Below are 17,108 nucleotides of genomic sequence, written 5' to 3'. Positions count from 1 at the left end.
GCTTCGCCGCGACATCGGTGCGGCCTCAGCTAAAGCTGGCACGAATGCTGCTAAAGCTAAGAGGTACTCAGTTGTCTCCTCCACCGTCCCTATGGTGGATTCATAGCCCCAGGCCAAAAGCTTGGGGCTTTTTTTCTGGTGTGCTTTGTTGACCTCCGATCTGGCGGAGATCGGGCCACTTGAAGGCTCTGCGCCGCTCCTGTCTGGGCCAGCGGCCCAGCCCTTCGCTAGGCTCAAGCCATCCTCAGGACGCCTTGAGTCCGAGCTCAGTCCCCCGCCCCGGTCTTCGCCCGTGGCTCCTCCTTTACCTCGTGTCGCAAAGCCCCCAAGCGTCCTGATCCAGCACGGCCCTGCGACCTCCACGCGGACTCGCATTGGTGGAACTGCCGAGTGGCGTCGGGGACGTGATTCCGCGAGGTAGAGGAGGAGCCGGCGCCTGAAGGGCGACGGCGGGGGACAGGAGCGGAATTGCGTCCCCGGCGGCGCTCGGCACCTGCCGACAGGCGAAGATCCGCTAAGTGTTTTTCGATGCCATCCACGCCAGCACCACCCTGGGGCAGCTGTGCACAAATTTGCGTCGGGACATACCCTGGATAGGGCAGGCACGGCTTTCTTGGGGATGAGGCAGGGGGCAAGATGCCTGCAAGAAAACAGGAGCGACCATCCATGCACAGCAGCAAGCAAGACGCAGTACCGGCCACGACGGACGATGCCTCCGCCGCTGCTGGTCGAGTAGATCCGCGCGAGCTTCGCAGCTTCGCTGAGTTCTACCCCTTCTACCTGGGGGAGCATAGCGACCGTCGCTGCCGTCGCATGCACTTCATCGGGTCCAGCCTGGTCTTGCTTTGTCTGGTCGCGGCGGCGGTGACGGGCGTGTGGGCCTTGTGCTGGCTCTGCCCTTTGTTGGGCTATGGCTTCGCATGGTGGGGGCACTTTGGCTTTGAGCACAACAAGCCGGCTTCCTTCAGCCGCCCTTTGTACAGCTTGATGGGCGACTGGGTGATGTACCGCGACATGTGGCTCGGTCGTTTGAGCTTCTGAACCTTTGAATTGTTGAACTGACAGTCGCTCAAAGCTCCCACTGCGGGTGCAATTGCCGGATGCGGCCCATGGCCATGGCGGCGGCGGCGGTGCGGGTTTCAACGCCTAACTTGGCAAATACACGCTCCAGGTGCTTTTTGACCGTGGCCGGGCTGGCGCCGAGGATGTCGGCAATATCGCGGTTGATCTTGCCCTTGATGACCCAGTACAAGACCTCGGCCTCGCGGGCGGTGAGCCGGAAGTTCAGGCCCATGGACTCGATGATGGCGGCATCAGACACCTCGCGCATCACGATCAGCCAATCGCCAGCCTCCTCGGGGTTCTCGCCTTCAGCCTCGTTGCCTATCTGTTGATGCAGTGAAAAACTCAGACGTCGCGCACCCTGCTCGACATACAGGCGCGGTGGCTCGAGCTGTTGATCGCGTGCGGCGGGCAGGTGGCGCTGCAGCCAGGCCAGCACCGGCTCGGGCGCGCGGCTGCCGGCGCTGCCGAAGTAGGTCAACAGCAGCTCGCGCGCCAAAGGGGTTTGCCACATCAGCCGGCCATCGCTGGCGCGCACCGTGATGCTCGCGTAGCCAAAGGCGTCCAGCGCCCGCCGCGTTTGCACCGCGCCCTGAGCCTGGCGCGCGCTGCGCATATGCACTTGCATGCGAGCCAGCACCTCCTTGGGCCGGATGGGCTTGGTCACGTAGTCCACCCCGCCGGCGTCGAGCGCGGCGACCAGATGCTCGGTCTCGGTCAAGCCCGTCATGAAAACGATGGGGATGTGCGCCGTGGCGGCGTTGGCCTTCAGGCGACGCGCCACCTCAAAGCCGTCCAAGCCCGGCATCATTGCGTCCAGCAGCACGATGTCGGGCAGGGCCTGCGTGGCGCGCTTGAGCGCGGCCTCGCCGTTGGTGGCCACCAGCACGGTGTAGCCCGATTCATCCAGCGCATCGTGCAGCAGGCTCAGGTTGTCGGGGACATCGTCGACGATCAAGACCAGCTCGCCACGTTGGCGGGCGAACTGCGGACCGTACTGCGCGTTGGAGTGCGCGCTGGAGTTCGCGTTGAAAGGCGGCGCCTCGTTTTTGACACCTGCATTCATATGCTTGGGGCCTCGCTCAACAACTGTTCCATGGCTTCAAACTGAAACTGCGCGGCCATACCTCGCAACTGCTCGATGAAGAGCTGGCTCTCTGGCGCCAGGCGAGCCATGGCGTCGAGCTGGTTCAAGACACCGCGGTAAAAGCCCAGCTGTACAGCCTCGCGCAGGGCGGGCAGATGCTCGGCCGGCAGAGCGACGCTTGCCGCTGGGCTCGCCTCCTGAGGCCGGGACGCGGGCTCGGGCGTGCCGCTCAGCCATTGCAGTTGCAAAGCCTGGCCCAACCAATCCAGCAACTCGGCATGCCGAACCGGCTTGGTGATGAAGTCGGCCGCGCGGATGCCGGCCGTGTTGTCTTGGCCTTTCTCAAACGCATTGGCCGAAACAATGGCGACCTTTGGGGCGGGCTTCAACGCCAGTGCTTGCAGTCGGCGCAGCGTCTCCCAGCCGTCAATGCCGGGCATGGCCAGGTCCATCAGCACAGCATCGGGGCGCAGGCCGGCGCTTACCAGCAGGTCCAAAGCGTCATGACCACTGGCGGCGCAATGCAGCTCAAAGCCCAAGGGTTGCAGCAGTTCTTGCAGCAGCTGCCGATCAGCTTCTTCGTTATCGACCAAGAGCACGGTGCGGCGCGCCCCGGCATAGCCCAAACGGGGCAATGGACGATGGATGGCGCGGGCTTGAGCATGCGGCAGGCCGGACTCGGCGATGGCCGGCAAGAAGAGCTTGACGGTGAACGTTGAGCCCTCGCCCAAGCGGCTGCGCACCGTCAGCTCACCCCCCATCAGCGCGGCCAGCATCTTGGCAATGCTCAGGCCCAAGCCGGTACCGGCTTCTCTGGCGACCTCTCTCGTGGCTTCGCCCGACGCGCTGCCGCGAGTGAAGGGTTCGAAGATGCGCGCCAAGTCGGCTTCGCTCATGCCGGGGCCGCTGTCTTGCACCTCAATCCAGGCCATCTCGCGCGCATGGCGCACCCGCAGGCGCACCGCGCCCTGCTGCGTGAACTTGAGCGCATTGCCAATCAGATTGATGAGGATCTGACGCAGGCGCCGCTCGTCGGCCCGCACGCAAGTGGGCAATTCGCCCTGCGGCTCAAAGTGAAAGCGCAGCCCCTTGGCGGCGGCTTGCGGCTCGAACATCTCGGCCAGTTCATGCAGGCAGTCTTCAAAGCGCATGGGCGCGAGCTCCAGGCTGAGCTTGCCGGCTTCGATGCGCGCCAGGTCCAGCGTGCCGTCAATCAGTTGCAGCAAGTGCTCGCCGCTGCGCTTGATTACTTGCACCGCCTGGCGGCGCCTGGGGGGCAGGTCTTGCGTGGGGTCTTCGGCCATCAGCTGGGCATAGCCCAAGATGCTGTTCAGCGGCGTGCGCAGCTCGTGGCTGATGGCGCTGACGTAGCGGCTCTTGGCCTGGTTGGCGGCTTCCGCCGCGGCTTGGGCGCGCTCGGCCAAGAGCCGCGCGGCTTGCAGCGCTTCGTCGGTGCGCTGGTGCGAGGCGATTTCGCGCATCAAGGCCTCGGTTTGGCGGTTCGACTCTTCTTGAGCGACCTCGCGGCTTTGATGCGTCAGCACCAACCACCACGCGGCAATGCCGGCCACCAGGCCGAGCAGCACATAGGCCTTGATGAAGCCGGCGCGCAGGCTCTGCAAGGCCTGGGTGTCCGCAGTGCCGGCCAGGCTGCGCAGCTCCTGGCTGTAGAGCAGGCCGAACAAGCCGGCCAGCAGCGGCAGCGCCACGCCCATCAAGAGCAAGAAGTGGCTCAGGCCATTGTCCAAAAAGGGCCAGGTCTTGCGCGGCAAAAGCCAGCGCAGCGCCGCCGCCCATTGGGCCGAGAGCTTGGCCTGCGGCTTGCACAAGTCGCCGCAGCGCGCGTCCAGCGTGCAGCACAAGGAGCAGATCGGGCCTTGATAGGCCGGGCAGTGTGCCATGTCTGGGCCTTCATAGCTGCGCTCGCAGATCACGCAGCGCCGGTTGACCAGGCGGGTGTAGCTGCCTGCTTCGGCGGCTGGAGTGGCGGTGCTCGCCGAGCGCGCCAGGTAATAGCGCCCACGCGTGGCCCAGGCGATCAGCGGCGAGGCCAGCAGGGCGCAGCCCATGGCGATCAAGGCCGAGAAAGCCTGCAGCCCTTCGCCGAAGAGACCCAGATGCGCGCTCACCGAAAGTAGCGAGGCCAGGGCCATGGCGCCCACGCCCACCGGGTTGATGTCGTACAGATGGGCGCGCTTGAACTCGATGCCGGCTGGCGACCAACCCATGGGCTTGTTGATCACCAGATCTGCCACCACCGCCATCATCCAGGCGATGGCCACATTGCCATAAAGCCCCAGCACCAGACCCAGAGCCTCGAACACATTCATCTCCATCAGCAAGAAGGCAATGAAGGTGTTGAACACCACCCAGACCACCCGGCCGGGGTGGCTGTGGGTCAGGCGCGAGAAGAAGTTGCTCCAGGCCAGGGAGCCGGCATAGGCATTGGTGACATTGATCTTCAGCTGCGAGATCACCACAAAGAGCGCGGTGGCGGCCACCGCCCAGCCGTAGTGCGGGAATACATATTCATAGGCCGCCAGATACATCTGATTCGGGTCCACGGCGCGCTCCGGCGGCACCGCGTGGCTGAGGGCCAGATAGGCCAGCAGCGCGCCGCCCAGCATCTTCAACACGCCCAACACCACCCAGCCCGGCCCGCCCACCAGCACCGCAGTCCACCAGCGGCGCCGCTCCGCAATGCTGGCGTTCGCGCGCAGGGCGGGCATGAAACGCAGGTAGTCGGCTTGCTCGCCCATTTGCGTGATCAGGGCAATGCCCACGGTGAGTGCTGCACCGAAGTAGCGCAGATCAAAACCCGCAGCGCCGGACTGCACGCCAATCTGGTGCGTGATGCCCGCGAAAGCAGCGGGTTCACGCACCCAAACAAAGCCATAGGGCAGCAAGAGCATCAGCAGCCACAGCGGCTGAGTGAGCAGTTGCAGCCGACTGATCAGCGAGACCCCATGGGTGACCCAGGGGATCACCACCAGCGCGCAAATGAGATAGCCCCAGCGCGGCGGGATGTCCAGCGCCAGATCCAGGGCATAGGCCATCACGGCCGCTTCGAGCGCAAAGAAGATGAAGGTGAAGCTGGCGTAGATCAGCGAGGTCAGGGTCGAGCCGATATAGCCAAAGCCGGCGCCGCGGGTCAGCAAGTCCATGTCCACGCCGTAGCGAGCGGCATAGATGCTGATGGGCAGGCCGGCCAGAAAGATGATCAGACCGGTGGCCAGAATCGCCCAACAGGCATTCGCCCAACCGTATTGCAGCAGCAGCGTGGCGCCCACCGCTTCCAAGATCAGAAACGAGGCCGCGCCAAAGGCGGTGTTGGCCACCCGAAACTTGGACCAGCGCCGAAAGCGCTGCGGCGTGTAGCGCAGCGCATAGTCTTCCAGCGTTTCGCTGGCCACCCAGGCGTTGTAGTCCCGGCGCACCTTGATGACGCGCTGGGGCGCGCTGCTGGTGGCAGGGCTGATGCTTGGGGTGGTGCTTGGGCAGGGACTGGCGGCGAGCTCGCTCATGCCGCTGGGGTGTGCAGGTTTCGTGCCCGCTGCGCTGGTGATGAGCAAAAGCGGCACGGGGCTTGCTAAGACTGAGGGACCACAGCGAATTCAGGCCCTGCCATGGAATTGACTCCCCGAGAGCGCGACAAGCTCTTGATCTTCACCGCCGCCTTGCTGGCCGAGCGCCGCCGCGCTCGCGGATTGAAGCTGAACTACCCGGAGGCGGTGGCCTTCATCAGCGCCGCGGTGATGGAAGGCGCGCGCGACGGCAAGACCGTGGCGCAGTTGATGAGCGAGGGCCGCGACTTACTCAGCCGCGCTGACGTGATGGACGGCGTGGCCGAAATGATTGCCGACATTCAGGTGGAGGCCACGTTCCCCGACGGCACCAAGCTGGTGACGGTGCACCAGCCGATTGTTTGAAGCCCAGCCTTTTTTCGTATTCAGGAGTGTTTGCATGAAGCGTTTTTTCGTCACCGCACTGTCCGCCCTCTTGCCGGTCTTGGCGGCTTCGCACACCGGGGACGTCGCCCACGGCCATGACTTCTTGAGCGGCTTTGTTCATCCGCTCAGCGGCGCGGACCATTTGGCTGCCATGCTGGCCGTCGGCCTGTGGAGCGGCTTGGCCTTGCAGCGCCCCTGGCGCGCGCCGCTGGCCTTTGCCTTGATGTTGCTGGCTGGCGCCTTGGCCGGCCTGGGCGGTTTGGCTGAGATGGGCTTGCCGGCGCTGGAGCCGATGATTGCGGTGTCCGTCTTGTGCTTGGGTTTGTTGGCTGCGCTGCGGCAGCAGATGGGGCCGGCTTTGGCCATGGCGCTGGTGGGCTTTTTTGCCTTCTTCCACGGTGTGGCCCATGGCAGCGAGTTGGAGGGCAGCCTGGCCTTGATCGGCATGGTGGTGGCCACCTGGGGCTTGCATTTGCTGGGCTTGGCGATGGGCTTGGTCTTGCGCCGCAATGCACTTTGGCAGCTTGGCTTGAGCCGCATGCTGGGCGGCGGTATCGCGCTGCTGGGCCTGGGCTTGTTGCTGCGGGTGGTTTGAGCATGATGATCCCCGGCGAACTCTTTACTGATGCGGGCGAGCATCAGCTCAATCCCGGCCGGCGCACGCTCAGCCTGGTGGTGCAAAACATTGGCGATCGGCCGATTCAGGTCGGTTCGCACTACCACTTTGCCGAGACCAATGCGGCGCTCAGCTTCGACCGCGCTGCCGCGCGCGGCATGCGGCTGAACATCGCCTCGGGCCTGGCGGTGCGTTTTGAGCCGGGCCAGCAGCGCACGGTGGAGCTGGTCGATCTGGCCGGCGATCGCATCGTCTACGGCTTTCGCGGCCTGGTGCAAGGGCCTTTGTGATGGCCACCATTGGACGCCGCGCCTATGCGGAGATGTATGGCCCGACCGTGGGCGACCGCCTGCGTTTGGCGGATACCGCGCTGATCATTGAGGTGGAGCAAGACCTGACCCTGCGCGCAGGCGAGGGACGTGTCGACGCCGCCGGCAATGCCGTCGGCTATGGCGAAGAAGTGAAGTTCGGCGGCGGCAAGACCATACGCGACGGCATGGCGCAGTCGCAACGCGGCCGCGGTGATGGGAAGGACGGAGGGGCGGTTGACACGGTCATGACCAACGCCCTGATCCTTGACCACTGGGGCATCGTCAAAGCCGACATCGGCCTGAAGAACGGCCGCATCGCCGCCATCGGCAAGGCCGGCAACCCCGACACCCAGCCCGGCGTGGACATCATCATCGGCCCCGGCACTGAGGTGATTGCCTGCGAGGGCATGATCGTGACCGCCGGCGCGGTGGACACCCACATCCACTTCATCTGCCCGCAGCAGATCGAAGAGGCGCTCTCCAGCGGCGTGACGACCATGCTGGGCGGCGGCACCGGGCCGGCCACCGGCACCTTCGCCACCACCTGCACGCCGGGCGCTTGGCATATCGAACGCATGCTGCAGGCGGCCGATGCCTTCCCGATGAATCTGGGCTTGATGGGCAAGGGCAATGCCAGCCTGCCCGGCGCCCTGCATGAGCAAATCGAGGCCGGCGCCATTGGCCTGAAGCTGCACGAAGACTGGGGCACGACGCCGGCCGCCATCGACAACTGCCTGAACGTGGCCGAAGCCACCGACACGCAAGTGGCCATCCACACTGACACGCTCAATGAGAGTGGCTTTGTGGAAGACACGGTCGCGGCCTTCAAGGGCCGCACCATCCACACCTTCCACACCGAGGGCGCGGGCGGCGGCCATGCGCCCGATATCTTGAAGGTGGTGGGCGAGGCCAATGTGCTGCCGTCTTCCACCAATCCGACTCGGCCTTACACCATCAACACGCTGGATGAGCATGTGGACATGTTGATGGTCTGCCATCACCTGGACCCGGCCATCGCCGAGGATCTGGCTTTTGCCGAAAGCCGCATCCGCCGCGAGACCATTGCCGCCGAAGACATCTTGCATGACCTGGGCGCCATCAGCATGTTCAGCTCTGACTCGCAGGCCATGGGCCGGGTCGGCGAGGTCATCATTCGCTGCTGGCAAACGGCGCACAAAATGAAGACGCAGCGCGGCGCCTTGCCCGGCGATGGGGCGCGTAACGACAACGCAAGGGTGAAGCGTTATGTGGCCAAGCTGGCCATCAACCCGGCGATTGCGCATGGCATCAGCCATGAGGTCGGCAGCATTGAGGTGGGCAAATGGGCCGATCTGGTGATCTGGAAGCCGGCCTTCTTTGGCGTCAAACCCAGCTTCATTTTGAAGGGCGGCAGCATTGCCATGGCCGCCATGGGTGACCCCAGTGCCTCGATTCCGACACCGCAGCCGGTGCACTACCGATCGATGTTTGGGGCTTACGGTGGCGCGCTGGCGCGTGGTTCCTTGACCTTTGTCTCGCAAGCCGCAATGGCGGCCGGCGTGGGCCAGCGCTATGGCTTGAGCAAGACCTTGGCGGCGGTGAAAAACATCCGCGGCATTGGCAAGCGCGACATGATTCATAACGACTATTTGCCGCGCATGGAAGTCGATGCCCAAACCTATGCGGTGCGCGCTGATGGGCAATTGCTCAGCTGCGAACCCGCGACTTCGCTGCCAATGGCGCAGCGCTATTTTCTGTTTTGAGGCATTGATCAATGCTGCAAGTGTCCAAGCGGATTCCTCAGGGCCAGGGTTTGGCCGCCGTGCTGTTGAAGCGCGCCAGCGAGCTCTTGTTGGACTGGGACTGCCGTCAAAAAAGTCGCTTCCAAGCGCAAGACAGCCTGGGCCGCAGTCTCGGTGTTTTCTTGCCGCGCGGCACCGTTTTGCGCGGGGGCGATGTGTTGGTGGCCGAGGACGGGTCCTTGATCCGTGTCACGGCCGCGCCGCAGGCCTTGCTGCGCATCAGCGCTTGCCCGGAACATGGCTCGCCCTTTGATCTGATTCGCGCGGCCTATCACTTGGGCAACCGCCATGTGCCCATCGAACTGCGGCCCGACTATTTGCAGATCGAGCCCGACCATGTCTTGGCCGAGATGCTGCAGGCCATGCACCTCCGAGTGGCTGCGGTGAACGCGCCCTTTGAACCTGAGGCCGGGGCGTATGGCGCCGGGCACGCCCACTCCCATGAACATGGCCATGCGCATTCACATGCACACCCCCATCCCCATCCCCACCCATGAGTGCCTTGCTGCAGTTGATGTGGCTGGCCTCGCCGGCCTTGCCGATTGGGGGCTTTTCTTACTCCGAGGGCTTGGAGTCGGCGGTCGAGCATGGTCGGGTGCATGACGAGGCGAGCGCGGCCGAATGGCTGTCGCAGCAACTCGCGCTGACGCAGACGCGCGGCGACCTGGCTTTGACGGCGCGCGCTATTGCAGCCTGGGCCTGCGCGGACCTGTCGGGCTTGCGGGTCTTGAATGACTGGGTGCTGCAAACCCGCGAGAGCGCGGAGCTGCGTTTGCAGTCCGAGCAAATGGGGCGTTCGCTTTTGGATTGGCTGCGCAACCATCACACCGCCAGCGCCGAGCAGATCCTGCAATGCCAGGCCTTGGGTCAGCCCACCTATCCCTTGGTGATGGCCTTGGCCTTGGCCAGCAGCGGCGCGGCGCTGCCCGATGCTTTGATGGCCTACAGCTTCGGCTGGGCCGAGAACATGGTGAGCGCAGCCATCAAGTCGGCGCCCTTGGGCCAGAGTTCGGGGCAACGCATCCTGGCTCGTCTGGCGGCCGAAACGCCCGCGGCCGTGGCGCGCGCCATGACGCTGGCAGAGCAAGACCAGGCCCAAGCCTTTTCGCCCATGCTCGCTGTTTTGTCAGCGCGGCATGAAACCCAGTACTCACGCCTGTTTCGATCATGAGCATCTCAACACCGCTTCATCACATCCCCCATCGCAGCAAAAAGCTGCCGCCGCTGCGGGTCGGTATCGGGGGACCGGTGGGTTCGGGCAAGACCACCTTGTTGGAGATGCTCTGCAAGGCCATGCGCGAACGCTGGGACTTGATCGCCATCACCAACGACATCTACACCAAGGAGGACCAGCGCTTGCTGACGCTGAGCGGCGCCTTGCCGGCCGAGCGCATCTTGGGCGTGGAGACCGGCGGCTGCCCGCACACGGCCATCCGCGAGGACTGTTCCATCAATCTGGAGGCGATTGACCGCATGCTGGCCGAGTTCCCCGATGCCGACGTGGTGTTTGTCGAATCGGGCGGTGACAACCTGGCCGCCACCTTCAGCCCCGAGTTGAGCGACTTGACGATTTATGTGATCGACGTCGCAGCAGGCGAGAAGATCCCGCGCAAGGGCGGCCCCGGCATCACCAAAAGCGATTTGTTCGTCATCAACAAGACCGACTTGGCGCCGCATGTGGGCGCCAATCTGGAGGTGATGGCCGCCGACACCTTGCGCATGCGCGGTGTCAGCAAGCCTTTTGTGATGAGCAATCTGAAGACCTTGGCCGGCGTGGCCGAGGTGGTGGCCTTCATCGAGCAGCGCGGCATGCTGCTCGGCTGAGTGCTGCGCCTGCTTGGGGCGTTTCAGGCCTGCAGCAGTGCGCCAATGCCCCAAAGCAGGGCTGGGTAGGCCACGCCCCAGATCATGGTGACCAAGGCCAAGGCCTTGAGGGTGGTGAGTGCAGAGAGGCTGCGGCGCGGGGTGCGCGTGAGGCTGAGCTTGTTCTTGACCATGGCGTGTTCCCTTTGGGCTGAGTGCTATGTCCAGGGGTTAACGCAAGCTCCGTGCCATCGGTGTTGGGCGTCTTAACTTTAAAAGTTTTGTTCTCCGTTTTACAGAATCCAAAAACTCATGCTATAGTCCGGCCTCTTCGCTGAACGAGCTGCAAAGCACGCCAAAGCAACGAGAAGAAAAGCCCAGGTGGCGGAATTGGTAGACGCACTAGTTTCAGGTACTAGCGGGTAACTCCGTGGAGGTTCGAGTCCTCTCCTGGGCACCAAATTGAGAAAGGGCCGATGCGAAAGCATCGGCCCTTTTGTCATTCTGCGTCGCTTTTTGTGTGGGTCTTTTGCGATCCTGGCTCAGGCATTGACCGACACCAACAGCTGCTCCAAAGCTGTGGCGCCCATGGGGCGGGCGAACAAATAGCCCTGAGCAAAATCGCAGGCCGAGTCCTGGAGCAGGTCTCTCTGCTCGGCGGTTTCCACGCCTTCAGCGATCACCTTCATGCCCAAGGCATGGGCCATGGTGATGATGGCTTTGCACAGCACCAGATCTTTGGCATCGGGCCTCAGTTCGCGCACAAAGCGTTGATCGATTTTGATCAGGTCGATGTCGAACTTGTGCAAATAGGCCAGGGAGGAAAAGCCGGTGCCGAAGTCATCGAGTGAGATTTGAAAACCTGCAGCGCGCAAGGTTTGCAGGCTTTGCTTCACGCCCTGATCCGCTTCCAGCAGCAGGCCTTCGGTGATTTCAATGGTCAGGGCGGAGCCGTCCAGATTCAGTGTTAGTAATCTTTGGGCCCAACTGCGATGACTGCCATTGCGGGCCGCGTCGTCGCGAAACTGCACGGGAGACTTGTTGATGCTGATTTGAAAGCTCGGATCCACCGTCTCCCGCCATTGCTTGGCTTGAGCGGCGGCTTGCTGAAACACCCATTCGCCAATCTCGATGATCAGACCGCTGGATTCGGCCAGCGGGATGAAAACCGCCGGGCTGACGCGTCCCAGTGTCGGGTGATTCCATCGCAACAAGGCCTCGGCCTTGTGGATCTGGCCCGTGTCCAGGTCGACGATGGGTTGGTACTCCAGAAACAGTTGTTCTTGCTCCAGGGCTTCGCGCAGGTCATTGCTCAAGCGCATGCGCGTCAAGGCGGCCTCTTGCAATTCAGGCGTGAAGCGGCCCAGACGGTTGCGGCCCGCGGCCTTGGCTACATACAGGGCCTGATCGGCGTGTTTGAACAGCGTCTCGATGCGTTGACCGTCATGGGGGTAAAGGCTCAAACCGATACTGGCGGAGACGAACACCCGTTCGCTGCCGAGATGGAAGGCGGCGGCCAAGTTCGCGATGATTTGTTGGGCGATTTGCTCCGCCTGCGCCGCATCGGCGACGGAGTTCAAGAGCACGGTGAACTCATCGCCGCCCATGCGCGCCACGGTGTCGCTGCGGCCGACGCTGGCCAGAATGCGTCGCGCCGCTTCGATCAGCAAGGCGTCGCCCATATCGTGACCCAAGGTGTCGTTGACTTCCTTGAAATGGTCGAGGTCGATGAAGAGCACCGCCAGTTGGCTGTGGTCATGTGCAGCCGTCTGCAGACTCAGCGCCAGCCGGTCGCGCAGGCTGCGGCGATTCGGCAGGCCGGTGAGGGCGTCAAAATGAGCCTGTTCCCAGATCAGCGCCTCGGCCTGCTTGCGCAAGGTGATGTCGGTGTGGGTGCCCACCATGCGCAGCGGACGACCCTGTTCGTCGCGGCTGATCACCATGCCGCGGCTGTGCACCCATTTCCAACTGCCATCCTTGCAAAGCACCCTATGTTCATTGCTGTAGATCGCCGTCAGGCCGGAGAAGTGGGCATCGCGGTCGGCGCGCATTTGGGCCAAATCATCGGGATGGGTGCGGGCGTCAAACTCAGCCGGGTCCGGGTCGATCTCACCCGGCGCATAACCGTAGATCTGCAGGATGCGCGGCGAATAGAGCTCCACGCCGGTTTGTACATACCAGTCCCAGACGCCATCGCCATTGCTTTCCAAGGCGAGCTTCCAGAGGTCATCGCTGTCCTTCAAGCTGGCCTCGGCCTGCTTGCGTACGTCGATGTCCACGTAGACGGCCAACAGCCAGTCCTCAGTGTCGGCCTCAAAATCGCTGTCGCTGCTGGCCCCCACCAAGCGGCTCAGTTGCGACAAATGCCAACGGAAGCTGCCGTCCGACGCACGCAGCCGCACATCATGTTCAAAGGCGCGGCCATTTCGTGCCAAAGCCATTTCGCGTGCATGAGCCAGCGCCTGCAGGTCGTCCGGGTGAACCCAAGCCTGCCAGCTGCTCGGTGCGTCTGCGACTGGGCTGCCGCCGGCATAACGCAACAGGGCCTCGGTGCAAAACAGCGGCTTGAGTTGGCCGTCCAGCAAGGCAATCAGCATCGGCATGCGGCTCAGCATGGCACGAGGCGGCCAGCCCATTTGAGTGAGCGCGGCGTCAATGAGCGCTGCGGCTGGCTTCCCTGAAGCCGGCTTTTGCTTGGCTGGAGCTTTCATGGATCCCTTGTTGGAGGGGATTTGGCGGCGTCAAGCTTACTTGATCGCCACGTTCCTAGGTGTCTGAAGATGTTTTTGGCAATATTTCTGCAGCGCGCTGATCCTTTTTTAGCAAGTCGTCATCGGCTATCGGGGCGATTCAGGTCAAAATAGCGCCGCCCGAGATGGTCGGGCTAAACCTCAGACGAGACCCTGGAATGAATAAAACCGAACTGATCGCACATCTGGCCGCCAAGCACGAGCTGACCAAGGCCGAAGCCGGCCGCATTCTTGAGACCCTGCTTGACGCCGTGGTTTCCACCGTCAAGAAGGGCGGCGCCGTGTCGATTCCCGGCTTTGGTTCCTTCAAGCAGCACGCCCGTGCCGCTCGCACCGGCGTGAACCCCAGCACCGGCGACAAGATCAAGATCGCCGCGGCCAAGCTGCCGAAGTTCACGCCTGGCGCTGGCTTCAAGGCTGCTGTGGACCCCAAGGCTGCTGCTCGCAAGGCCGCCAAGGCTGCGCCTGCCGCCAAGCCTGCTGCCAAGCCGGCCGCCAAGAAGGCCAAGAAGTAATCAGTCCAGCTGGACATAAAAACGGCCGGCACCTCGCGGTGACCGGCCGTTTTTCTTTGCCCATTCGTCGCTGGGCTCAAGCTTGGCTCACAAAGGGTGAGTCACCCATTTGAAGTCGGGGTCTTCGTCAAAAGGCTTGATGGCAAATCCCAAGCTTTTCATAAGCCGCAACATGCCAGGGTTCTTGGTGAGCACGATGCCATTGATCTCGCTCAAGCCTTTCTCGCGCGCCACTTCCATGATGCTGTCCATCAGCCGCGAACCCAGGCCCTTGCCGCTGAAGTCATCGGCCACCACCAGAGAGAACTCACAGCTGCTCTGGTCTGGATTGGTGATGTAGCGCGATACGCCGATGATGCGCTCGGTCTCGATGATCTCGCCATCGTCCGCAGCGCTGCGCTCCTTGTAGACTGCCACCAAGGCCATCTCGCGGTCGTAGTCGATCAAGCTGAAGCGCGCCAACAAGGCCGGCGGCAACTCGGTCATCGAGGAGATGAAGCGGAAGTAGCGGCTCTCGGGTGAGAGTCGGTGCACCAGCTCTTGCAGCATCTGCGCATCATCGGGCCGGATCGGTCGCACCACATACTCGCCGCCGCCGCGCATCGGGAAGAGCTGCTCATGCCGCGCCGGATAGGGCAGGATGGCCAGGTGGCCGTAGCGCTGCGAACCCGGGCCTATGGACAGCGGCGCGGTATCGATGACGATGCGCGCATCTACCGCCACCGCGCCGGATTCGTCCACGATGATGGGGTTGATGTCCATCTCGCGCAGCTGCGGCAGCTCGCACACCATTTCAGACACGCGCAGCAGCACCTGCTCCAGCGCGTCCATGTCCACCGCACTGGCACCACGCCATTCGCCCAGCGTTTCAGCCACGCGCGAGCGCTCGATCAAGCGGCGCGCCAGGTATTGGTTCAGCGGCGGCAGCTCCATCGCGCGGTCATTGATCAGCTCGATCATGGTGCCGCCCGCTCCAAACACCACGACGGGGCCGAAGGGGTCGTCGGTGACCAGTCCGACCGAGACCTCGCGGCCACGCCGCGCGGCGGCCATCTTCTGCACCGTGACGCCCAGGATGCGCGCTTGCGGCTGCAGGCGGCTGACCCGTTCCATCATTTCGGTATAGGCCTCTTTGACGGCCGCACCATGGGTCAGGCCCAGCACCACGCCTTGCACATCGGACTTGTGGCTGATGTCGGGTGAGTCGATCTTCAGCGCCACCGGGTAGCCCAGTTGGGTGGCCGTCATCATGGCCTCATTGGCGCTGCGGGCCAGGATGGTGTGGGTGACCGGAATTTGAAAGGCCGAGAGCAAGGTCTTGGACTCCATCTCGGTCAAGACCTTGCGGCGCTCGGCCAAAACGCCTTCGATCACGAGTCGTGCCGCTTCGATATCGGGTTTGGCCAGGGCCGACAGCGGCGGCGGGGTTTGCTGCAGCAACCTTTGGTTTTGGTAGAAGGCCGAGATATTGCCGAAGGCGCCGACCGCCGCCTCGGGCGTGCGAAAGCTCGGAATCGAGGCCTCATTGAGCAATTGCCGGGCCTCGCCCACCGAGGCGTCGCCCATCCAGCAGGCCAGCAGCGGCTTGCTCAGGCTGCGCTTCATTTCGGCTAGCGCGCGCGCCACGCCCTTGGTGTCGGCACCCAGCTTGGGCGAGTAGATGGCCAGCACGCCGTCGATCTGCGGCTCGCGGCCGGCGGCTTCGATGGCGGCTTGGAAATGGCTGCCGTCGGCGTCCTCGGACAGGTCGATCAAGTCCGTCAAGTTGGCCAGTTCGGGCAGCTTGGGCTTCAGCGTGGCGGCCACTTCGGCCGAGAGTGTGCCCAACTGCAGCGCAATTTCATTGATCCAGTCCGCGGCCAGCACGCCGGGGCCGCCGCCATTGGTGACGATGGCGAGACGCTTGCCCACCGGGCGGTAGCGCGAGGCCAGGCATTTGGCGGCAGAAAATAACTCGACGAACGATCTAACCCGAACCGCACCGGCGCGGCGCAGCGCAGAGTCAAACACCTCGTCGCTGCCGACGATGGCGCCGCTATGGGTCTGTGCAGCGGCATTGCCGGCGGGCTTGCGGCCCGCTTTCAAGACCACCACCGGCTTGGCATTGGCGGCCGAGCGCAGCGCACTCATGAAGCGGCGCGCGTTGGAGATGCCTTCCAGGTAGACGATGATGCTTTGCGTTTGGGCGTCGTGGGCGAGGAAGTCCAAGACCTGGGCAATGTCCACCGCGGTGTTGGGCCCCAGTGAGACGACGGAAGAGAAGCCCACCGCATTGCTGCGCGCCCAGTCCAGCATCGACGCGGTCAAGGCGCCCGACTGCGACACCAAGGCCAAGGGCCCGACCGTGGCCAGCTCACCGGCCACGCTGGCGTTGAGCTGCAGCGCTGGGCGCTGCAGGCCCAGGCTGTTAGGCCCCAGCAGCAACATGCCCTCGCGTTTGGCAATTCGCTTCAGACCGGCGGCTTGCTCGGCCGACACACCACTGCTGATCAGCAGCGCGGCTCGGCAAGTCATGCGGCCGGCGATCTCCAGCGCGGCCGCCATGTCCTGCGGCGGTAGGGCGATGATGGCCAAGTCGGCGCGGGCCTGGGCCAGATCGGCCAGAGTGCCGGTGGTGTGGATGTCCAGATAGCGCAGATTGCCGCTGAAAGCCTGCGCGCCGAGCGCCTGCTGCAGGGCTCGGGCTTGAACACTTTGCGCCTCGGAGGGATGCTCGCCCTCGGCCGACCCGGCGAACACCACGATGGATTCGGGGGTGAACAAGGGGGTCAGGTAATGCTTGTCCATGGCGTCCTTTTTTGCTGGCTGGGCTGCTGGCAGTCTAGGGCGAGCGCCCCGCAGTGCGCTTGACGCAGGGCAAGAGCAAGGCGCTCGCCCTGCCTTGTTTAAAGCACGCTGGAGAAATGCTCGACCCTGGGCGGCTGCGCAAAGAAGGGTCCGACGATGGCGCGCCAAGCCGGGAAGAGCGGGCCGCCGCGGAACACTTCGGTGTGGTCTTCCAGCGTTGCCCATTCGATCTGCAGGATGTAGCGCTCGGGTGACTCGATGCCGCGCTGCACCTTGGCGCTGATAAAGCCTTGGGCGCGCGAGATCACGCTCTCAATGCCGTGCCTGATGGCGGCTTCAAAGGCGGCGTTCTGGCCGACGGGGATTTGGATTTCTGCAACTTCGAGAATCATGGGCGTGGACCTGTTGGACTTAGAGAGTAAGGCGGCGCAAGAGGCTTCGAGAGG

15 protein-coding genes and 1 tRNA gene are annotated in these 17,108 nt (G+C 63.6%); 10 read left to right on the top strand and 6 right to left on the bottom strand.

The genetic code is table 11. The annotated features are described in order from the left end of the window. The first annotated feature begins 666 nt into the window (after window positions 1-666). Window positions 667-1,041: an Mpo1-like protein gene (locus tag LNV06_RS15550; RefSeq protein WP_263539209.1), complete on the top strand. Its 375-nt coding sequence runs from the start codon at window positions 667-669 to the stop codon at window positions 1,039-1,041. A gap of 28 nt (window positions 1,042-1,069) precedes the next feature. Here the strand turns inward: LNV06_RS15550 and LNV06_RS15545 are convergent, their stop codons facing one another. Together LNV06_RS15545 and LNV06_RS15540 are read right to left on the bottom strand one after the other, a co-directional pair. After that, complete coding sequence (locus LNV06_RS15545) at window positions 1,070-2,128, bottom strand: response regulator transcription factor (RefSeq protein WP_263539208.1); 1,059 nt, start codon at window positions 2,126-2,128, stop codon at window positions 1,070-1,072. Continuing rightward, window positions 2,125-5,673, bottom strand: a complete 3,549-nt coding sequence (locus LNV06_RS15540) for a hybrid sensor histidine kinase/response regulator (protein ID WP_263539207.1) — start codon at window positions 5,671-5,673, stop codon at window positions 2,125-2,127. Before LNV06_RS15540 ends, LNV06_RS15545 begins: the two co-directional genes overlap by 4 nt. 102 nt (window positions 5,674-5,775) lie before the next feature. On the opposite strand from LNV06_RS15540, the gene LNV06_RS15535 reads away from it, so the two are divergent. Genes LNV06_RS15535 through ureG form a run of 7 tightly spaced genes read left to right on the top strand, consistent with a single transcriptional unit; the run spans window position 5,776 to window position 10,631 of the window. After that, on the top strand, window positions 5,776-6,078 hold the full coding sequence (locus LNV06_RS15535) for an urease subunit gamma (protein WP_263539206.1): 303 nt from the start codon (window positions 5,776-5,778) through the stop codon (window positions 6,076-6,078). A 34-nt stretch (window positions 6,079-6,112) separates the two neighbouring features. Then, a complete protein-coding gene (locus LNV06_RS15530) occupies window positions 6,113-6,694 on the top strand; it encodes a HupE/UreJ family protein (protein WP_263539205.1) in 582 nt (193 codons plus the stop codon). A 5-nt stretch (window positions 6,695-6,699) separates the two neighbouring features. Continuing rightward, window positions 6,700-7,005 (top strand): urease subunit beta, encoded by a 306-nt coding sequence (locus LNV06_RS15525; protein ID WP_263539751.1) that lies wholly within the window; start codon window positions 6,700-6,702, stop codon window positions 7,003-7,005. Beyond that, window positions 7,005-8,768, top strand: coding sequence for an urease subunit alpha (gene ureC, locus LNV06_RS15520; protein WP_263539204.1), 1,764 nt, complete (start codon window positions 7,005-7,007; stop codon window positions 8,766-8,768). Before LNV06_RS15525 ends, ureC begins: the two co-directional genes overlap by 1 nt. A gap of 11 nt (window positions 8,769-8,779) precedes the next feature. Next, window positions 8,780-9,304, top strand: a complete 525-nt coding sequence (gene ureE / locus LNV06_RS15515; RefSeq protein WP_411970124.1) for an urease accessory protein UreE — start codon at window positions 8,780-8,782, stop codon at window positions 9,302-9,304. Then, entirely contained in the window at window positions 9,301-9,978 is a 678-nt protein-coding gene (locus LNV06_RS15510; RefSeq protein WP_263539203.1) for an urease accessory protein UreF, read from the top strand. The genes ureE and LNV06_RS15510 overlap by 4 nt, the downstream gene beginning before the upstream one ends. A gap of 2 nt (window positions 9,979-9,980) precedes the next feature. Further along, the gene (ureG, locus tag LNV06_RS15505) at window positions 9,981-10,631 is read left to right on the top strand and encodes an urease accessory protein UreG (protein ID WP_263539750.1); all 651 of its coding nucleotides are present in this window, start codon (window positions 9,981-9,983) and stop codon (window positions 10,629-10,631) included. A 23-nt stretch (window positions 10,632-10,654) separates the two neighbouring features. Here the strand turns inward: ureG and LNV06_RS15500 are convergent, their stop codons facing one another. Continuing rightward, window positions 10,655-10,804, bottom strand: a complete 150-nt coding sequence (locus tag LNV06_RS15500; RefSeq protein ID WP_263539202.1) for a hypothetical protein — start codon at window positions 10,802-10,804, stop codon at window positions 10,655-10,657. Between the two features lie 181 nt (window positions 10,805-10,985). Between LNV06_RS15500 and LNV06_RS15495 the strand changes: the two genes are divergently transcribed. Beyond that, window positions 10,986-11,070 (top strand) — tRNA-Leu (locus LNV06_RS15495). Between the two features lie 82 nt (window positions 11,071-11,152). On the opposite strand, the gene LNV06_RS15490 is transcribed toward LNV06_RS15495, so the two are convergent. Further along, the gene (locus LNV06_RS15490; protein WP_263539201.1) at window positions 11,153-13,321 is read right to left on the bottom strand and encodes a putative bifunctional diguanylate cyclase/phosphodiesterase; all 2,169 of its coding nucleotides are present in this window, start codon (window positions 13,319-13,321) and stop codon (window positions 11,153-11,155) included. Between the two features lie 197 nt (window positions 13,322-13,518). Between LNV06_RS15490 and LNV06_RS15485 the strand changes: the two genes are divergently transcribed. Further along, entirely contained in the window at window positions 13,519-13,875 is a 357-nt protein-coding gene (locus tag LNV06_RS15485) for an HU family DNA-binding protein (protein ID WP_263539200.1), read from the top strand. Between the two features lie 87 nt (window positions 13,876-13,962). Here LNV06_RS15485 and LNV06_RS15480 read toward each other — a convergent pair whose 3' ends face one another. Next, on the bottom strand, window positions 13,963-16,662 hold the full coding sequence (locus LNV06_RS15480; RefSeq protein WP_263539199.1) for a bifunctional acetate--CoA ligase family protein/GNAT family N-acetyltransferase: 2,700 nt from the start codon (window positions 16,660-16,662) through the stop codon (window positions 13,963-13,965). 98 nt (window positions 16,663-16,760) lie between these two features. After that, complete coding sequence (locus LNV06_RS15475; protein WP_263539198.1) at window positions 16,761-17,054, bottom strand: antibiotic biosynthesis monooxygenase family protein; 294 nt, start codon at window positions 17,052-17,054, stop codon at window positions 16,761-16,763. Between the last annotated feature and the right edge of the window lie 54 nt (window positions 17,055-17,108).

The organism is Paucibacter sp. Y2R2-4 (assembly GCF_025717535.1).
Taxonomy (GTDB): Bacteria; Pseudomonadota; Gammaproteobacteria; order Burkholderiales; family Burkholderiaceae_C; genus Paucibacter_A.
Note: the sequence above shows the minus strand (reverse complement) of the source record. Positions and strands in the feature narration are given on the sequence as shown.

Excerpts from the sequence above, each read along its gene's own strand:
- LNV06_RS15550 (WP_263539209.1), top strand. The coding sequence starts at position 667 with ATGCACAGCAGCAAGCAAGACGCAGTACCGGCCACGACGGACGATGCC.
- LNV06_RS15545 (WP_263539208.1), bottom strand. The coding sequence starts at position 2,128 with ATGAATGCAGGTGTCAAAAACGAGGCGCCGCCTTTCAACGCGAACTCC.
- LNV06_RS15540 (WP_263539207.1), bottom strand. The coding sequence starts at position 5,673 with ATGAGCGAGCTCGCCGCCAGTCCCTGCCCAAGCACCACCCCAAGCATC.
- LNV06_RS15535 (WP_263539206.1), top strand. The coding sequence starts at position 5,776 with ATGGAATTGACTCCCCGAGAGCGCGACAAGCTCTTGATCTTCACCGCC.
- LNV06_RS15530 (WP_263539205.1), top strand. The coding sequence starts at position 6,113 with ATGAAGCGTTTTTTCGTCACCGCACTGTCCGCCCTCTTGCCGGTCTTG.
- LNV06_RS15525 (WP_263539751.1), top strand. The coding sequence starts at position 6,700 with ATGATCCCCGGCGAACTCTTTACTGATGCGGGCGAGCATCAGCTCAAT.
- ureC (WP_263539204.1), top strand. The coding sequence starts at position 7,005 with ATGGCCACCATTGGACGCCGCGCCTATGCGGAGATGTATGGCCCGACC.
- ureE (WP_411970124.1), top strand. The coding sequence starts at position 8,780 with ATGCTGCAAGTGTCCAAGCGGATTCCTCAGGGCCAGGGTTTGGCCGCC.
- LNV06_RS15510 (WP_263539203.1), top strand. The coding sequence starts at position 9,301 with ATGAGTGCCTTGCTGCAGTTGATGTGGCTGGCCTCGCCGGCCTTGCCG.
- LNV06_RS15500 (WP_263539202.1), bottom strand. The coding sequence starts at position 10,804 with ATGGTCAAGAACAAGCTCAGCCTCACGCGCACCCCGCGCCGCAGCCTC.
- LNV06_RS15490 (WP_263539201.1), bottom strand. The coding sequence starts at position 13,321 with ATGAAAGCTCCAGCCAAGCAAAAGCCGGCTTCAGGGAAGCCAGCCGCA.
- LNV06_RS15485 (WP_263539200.1), top strand. The coding sequence starts at position 13,519 with ATGAATAAAACCGAACTGATCGCACATCTGGCCGCCAAGCACGAGCTG.
- LNV06_RS15480 (WP_263539199.1), bottom strand. The coding sequence starts at position 16,662 with ATGGACAAGCATTACCTGACCCCCTTGTTCACCCCCGAATCCATCGTG.
- LNV06_RS15475 (WP_263539198.1), bottom strand. The coding sequence starts at position 17,054 with ATGATTCTCGAAGTTGCAGAAATCCAAATCCCCGTCGGCCAGAACGCC.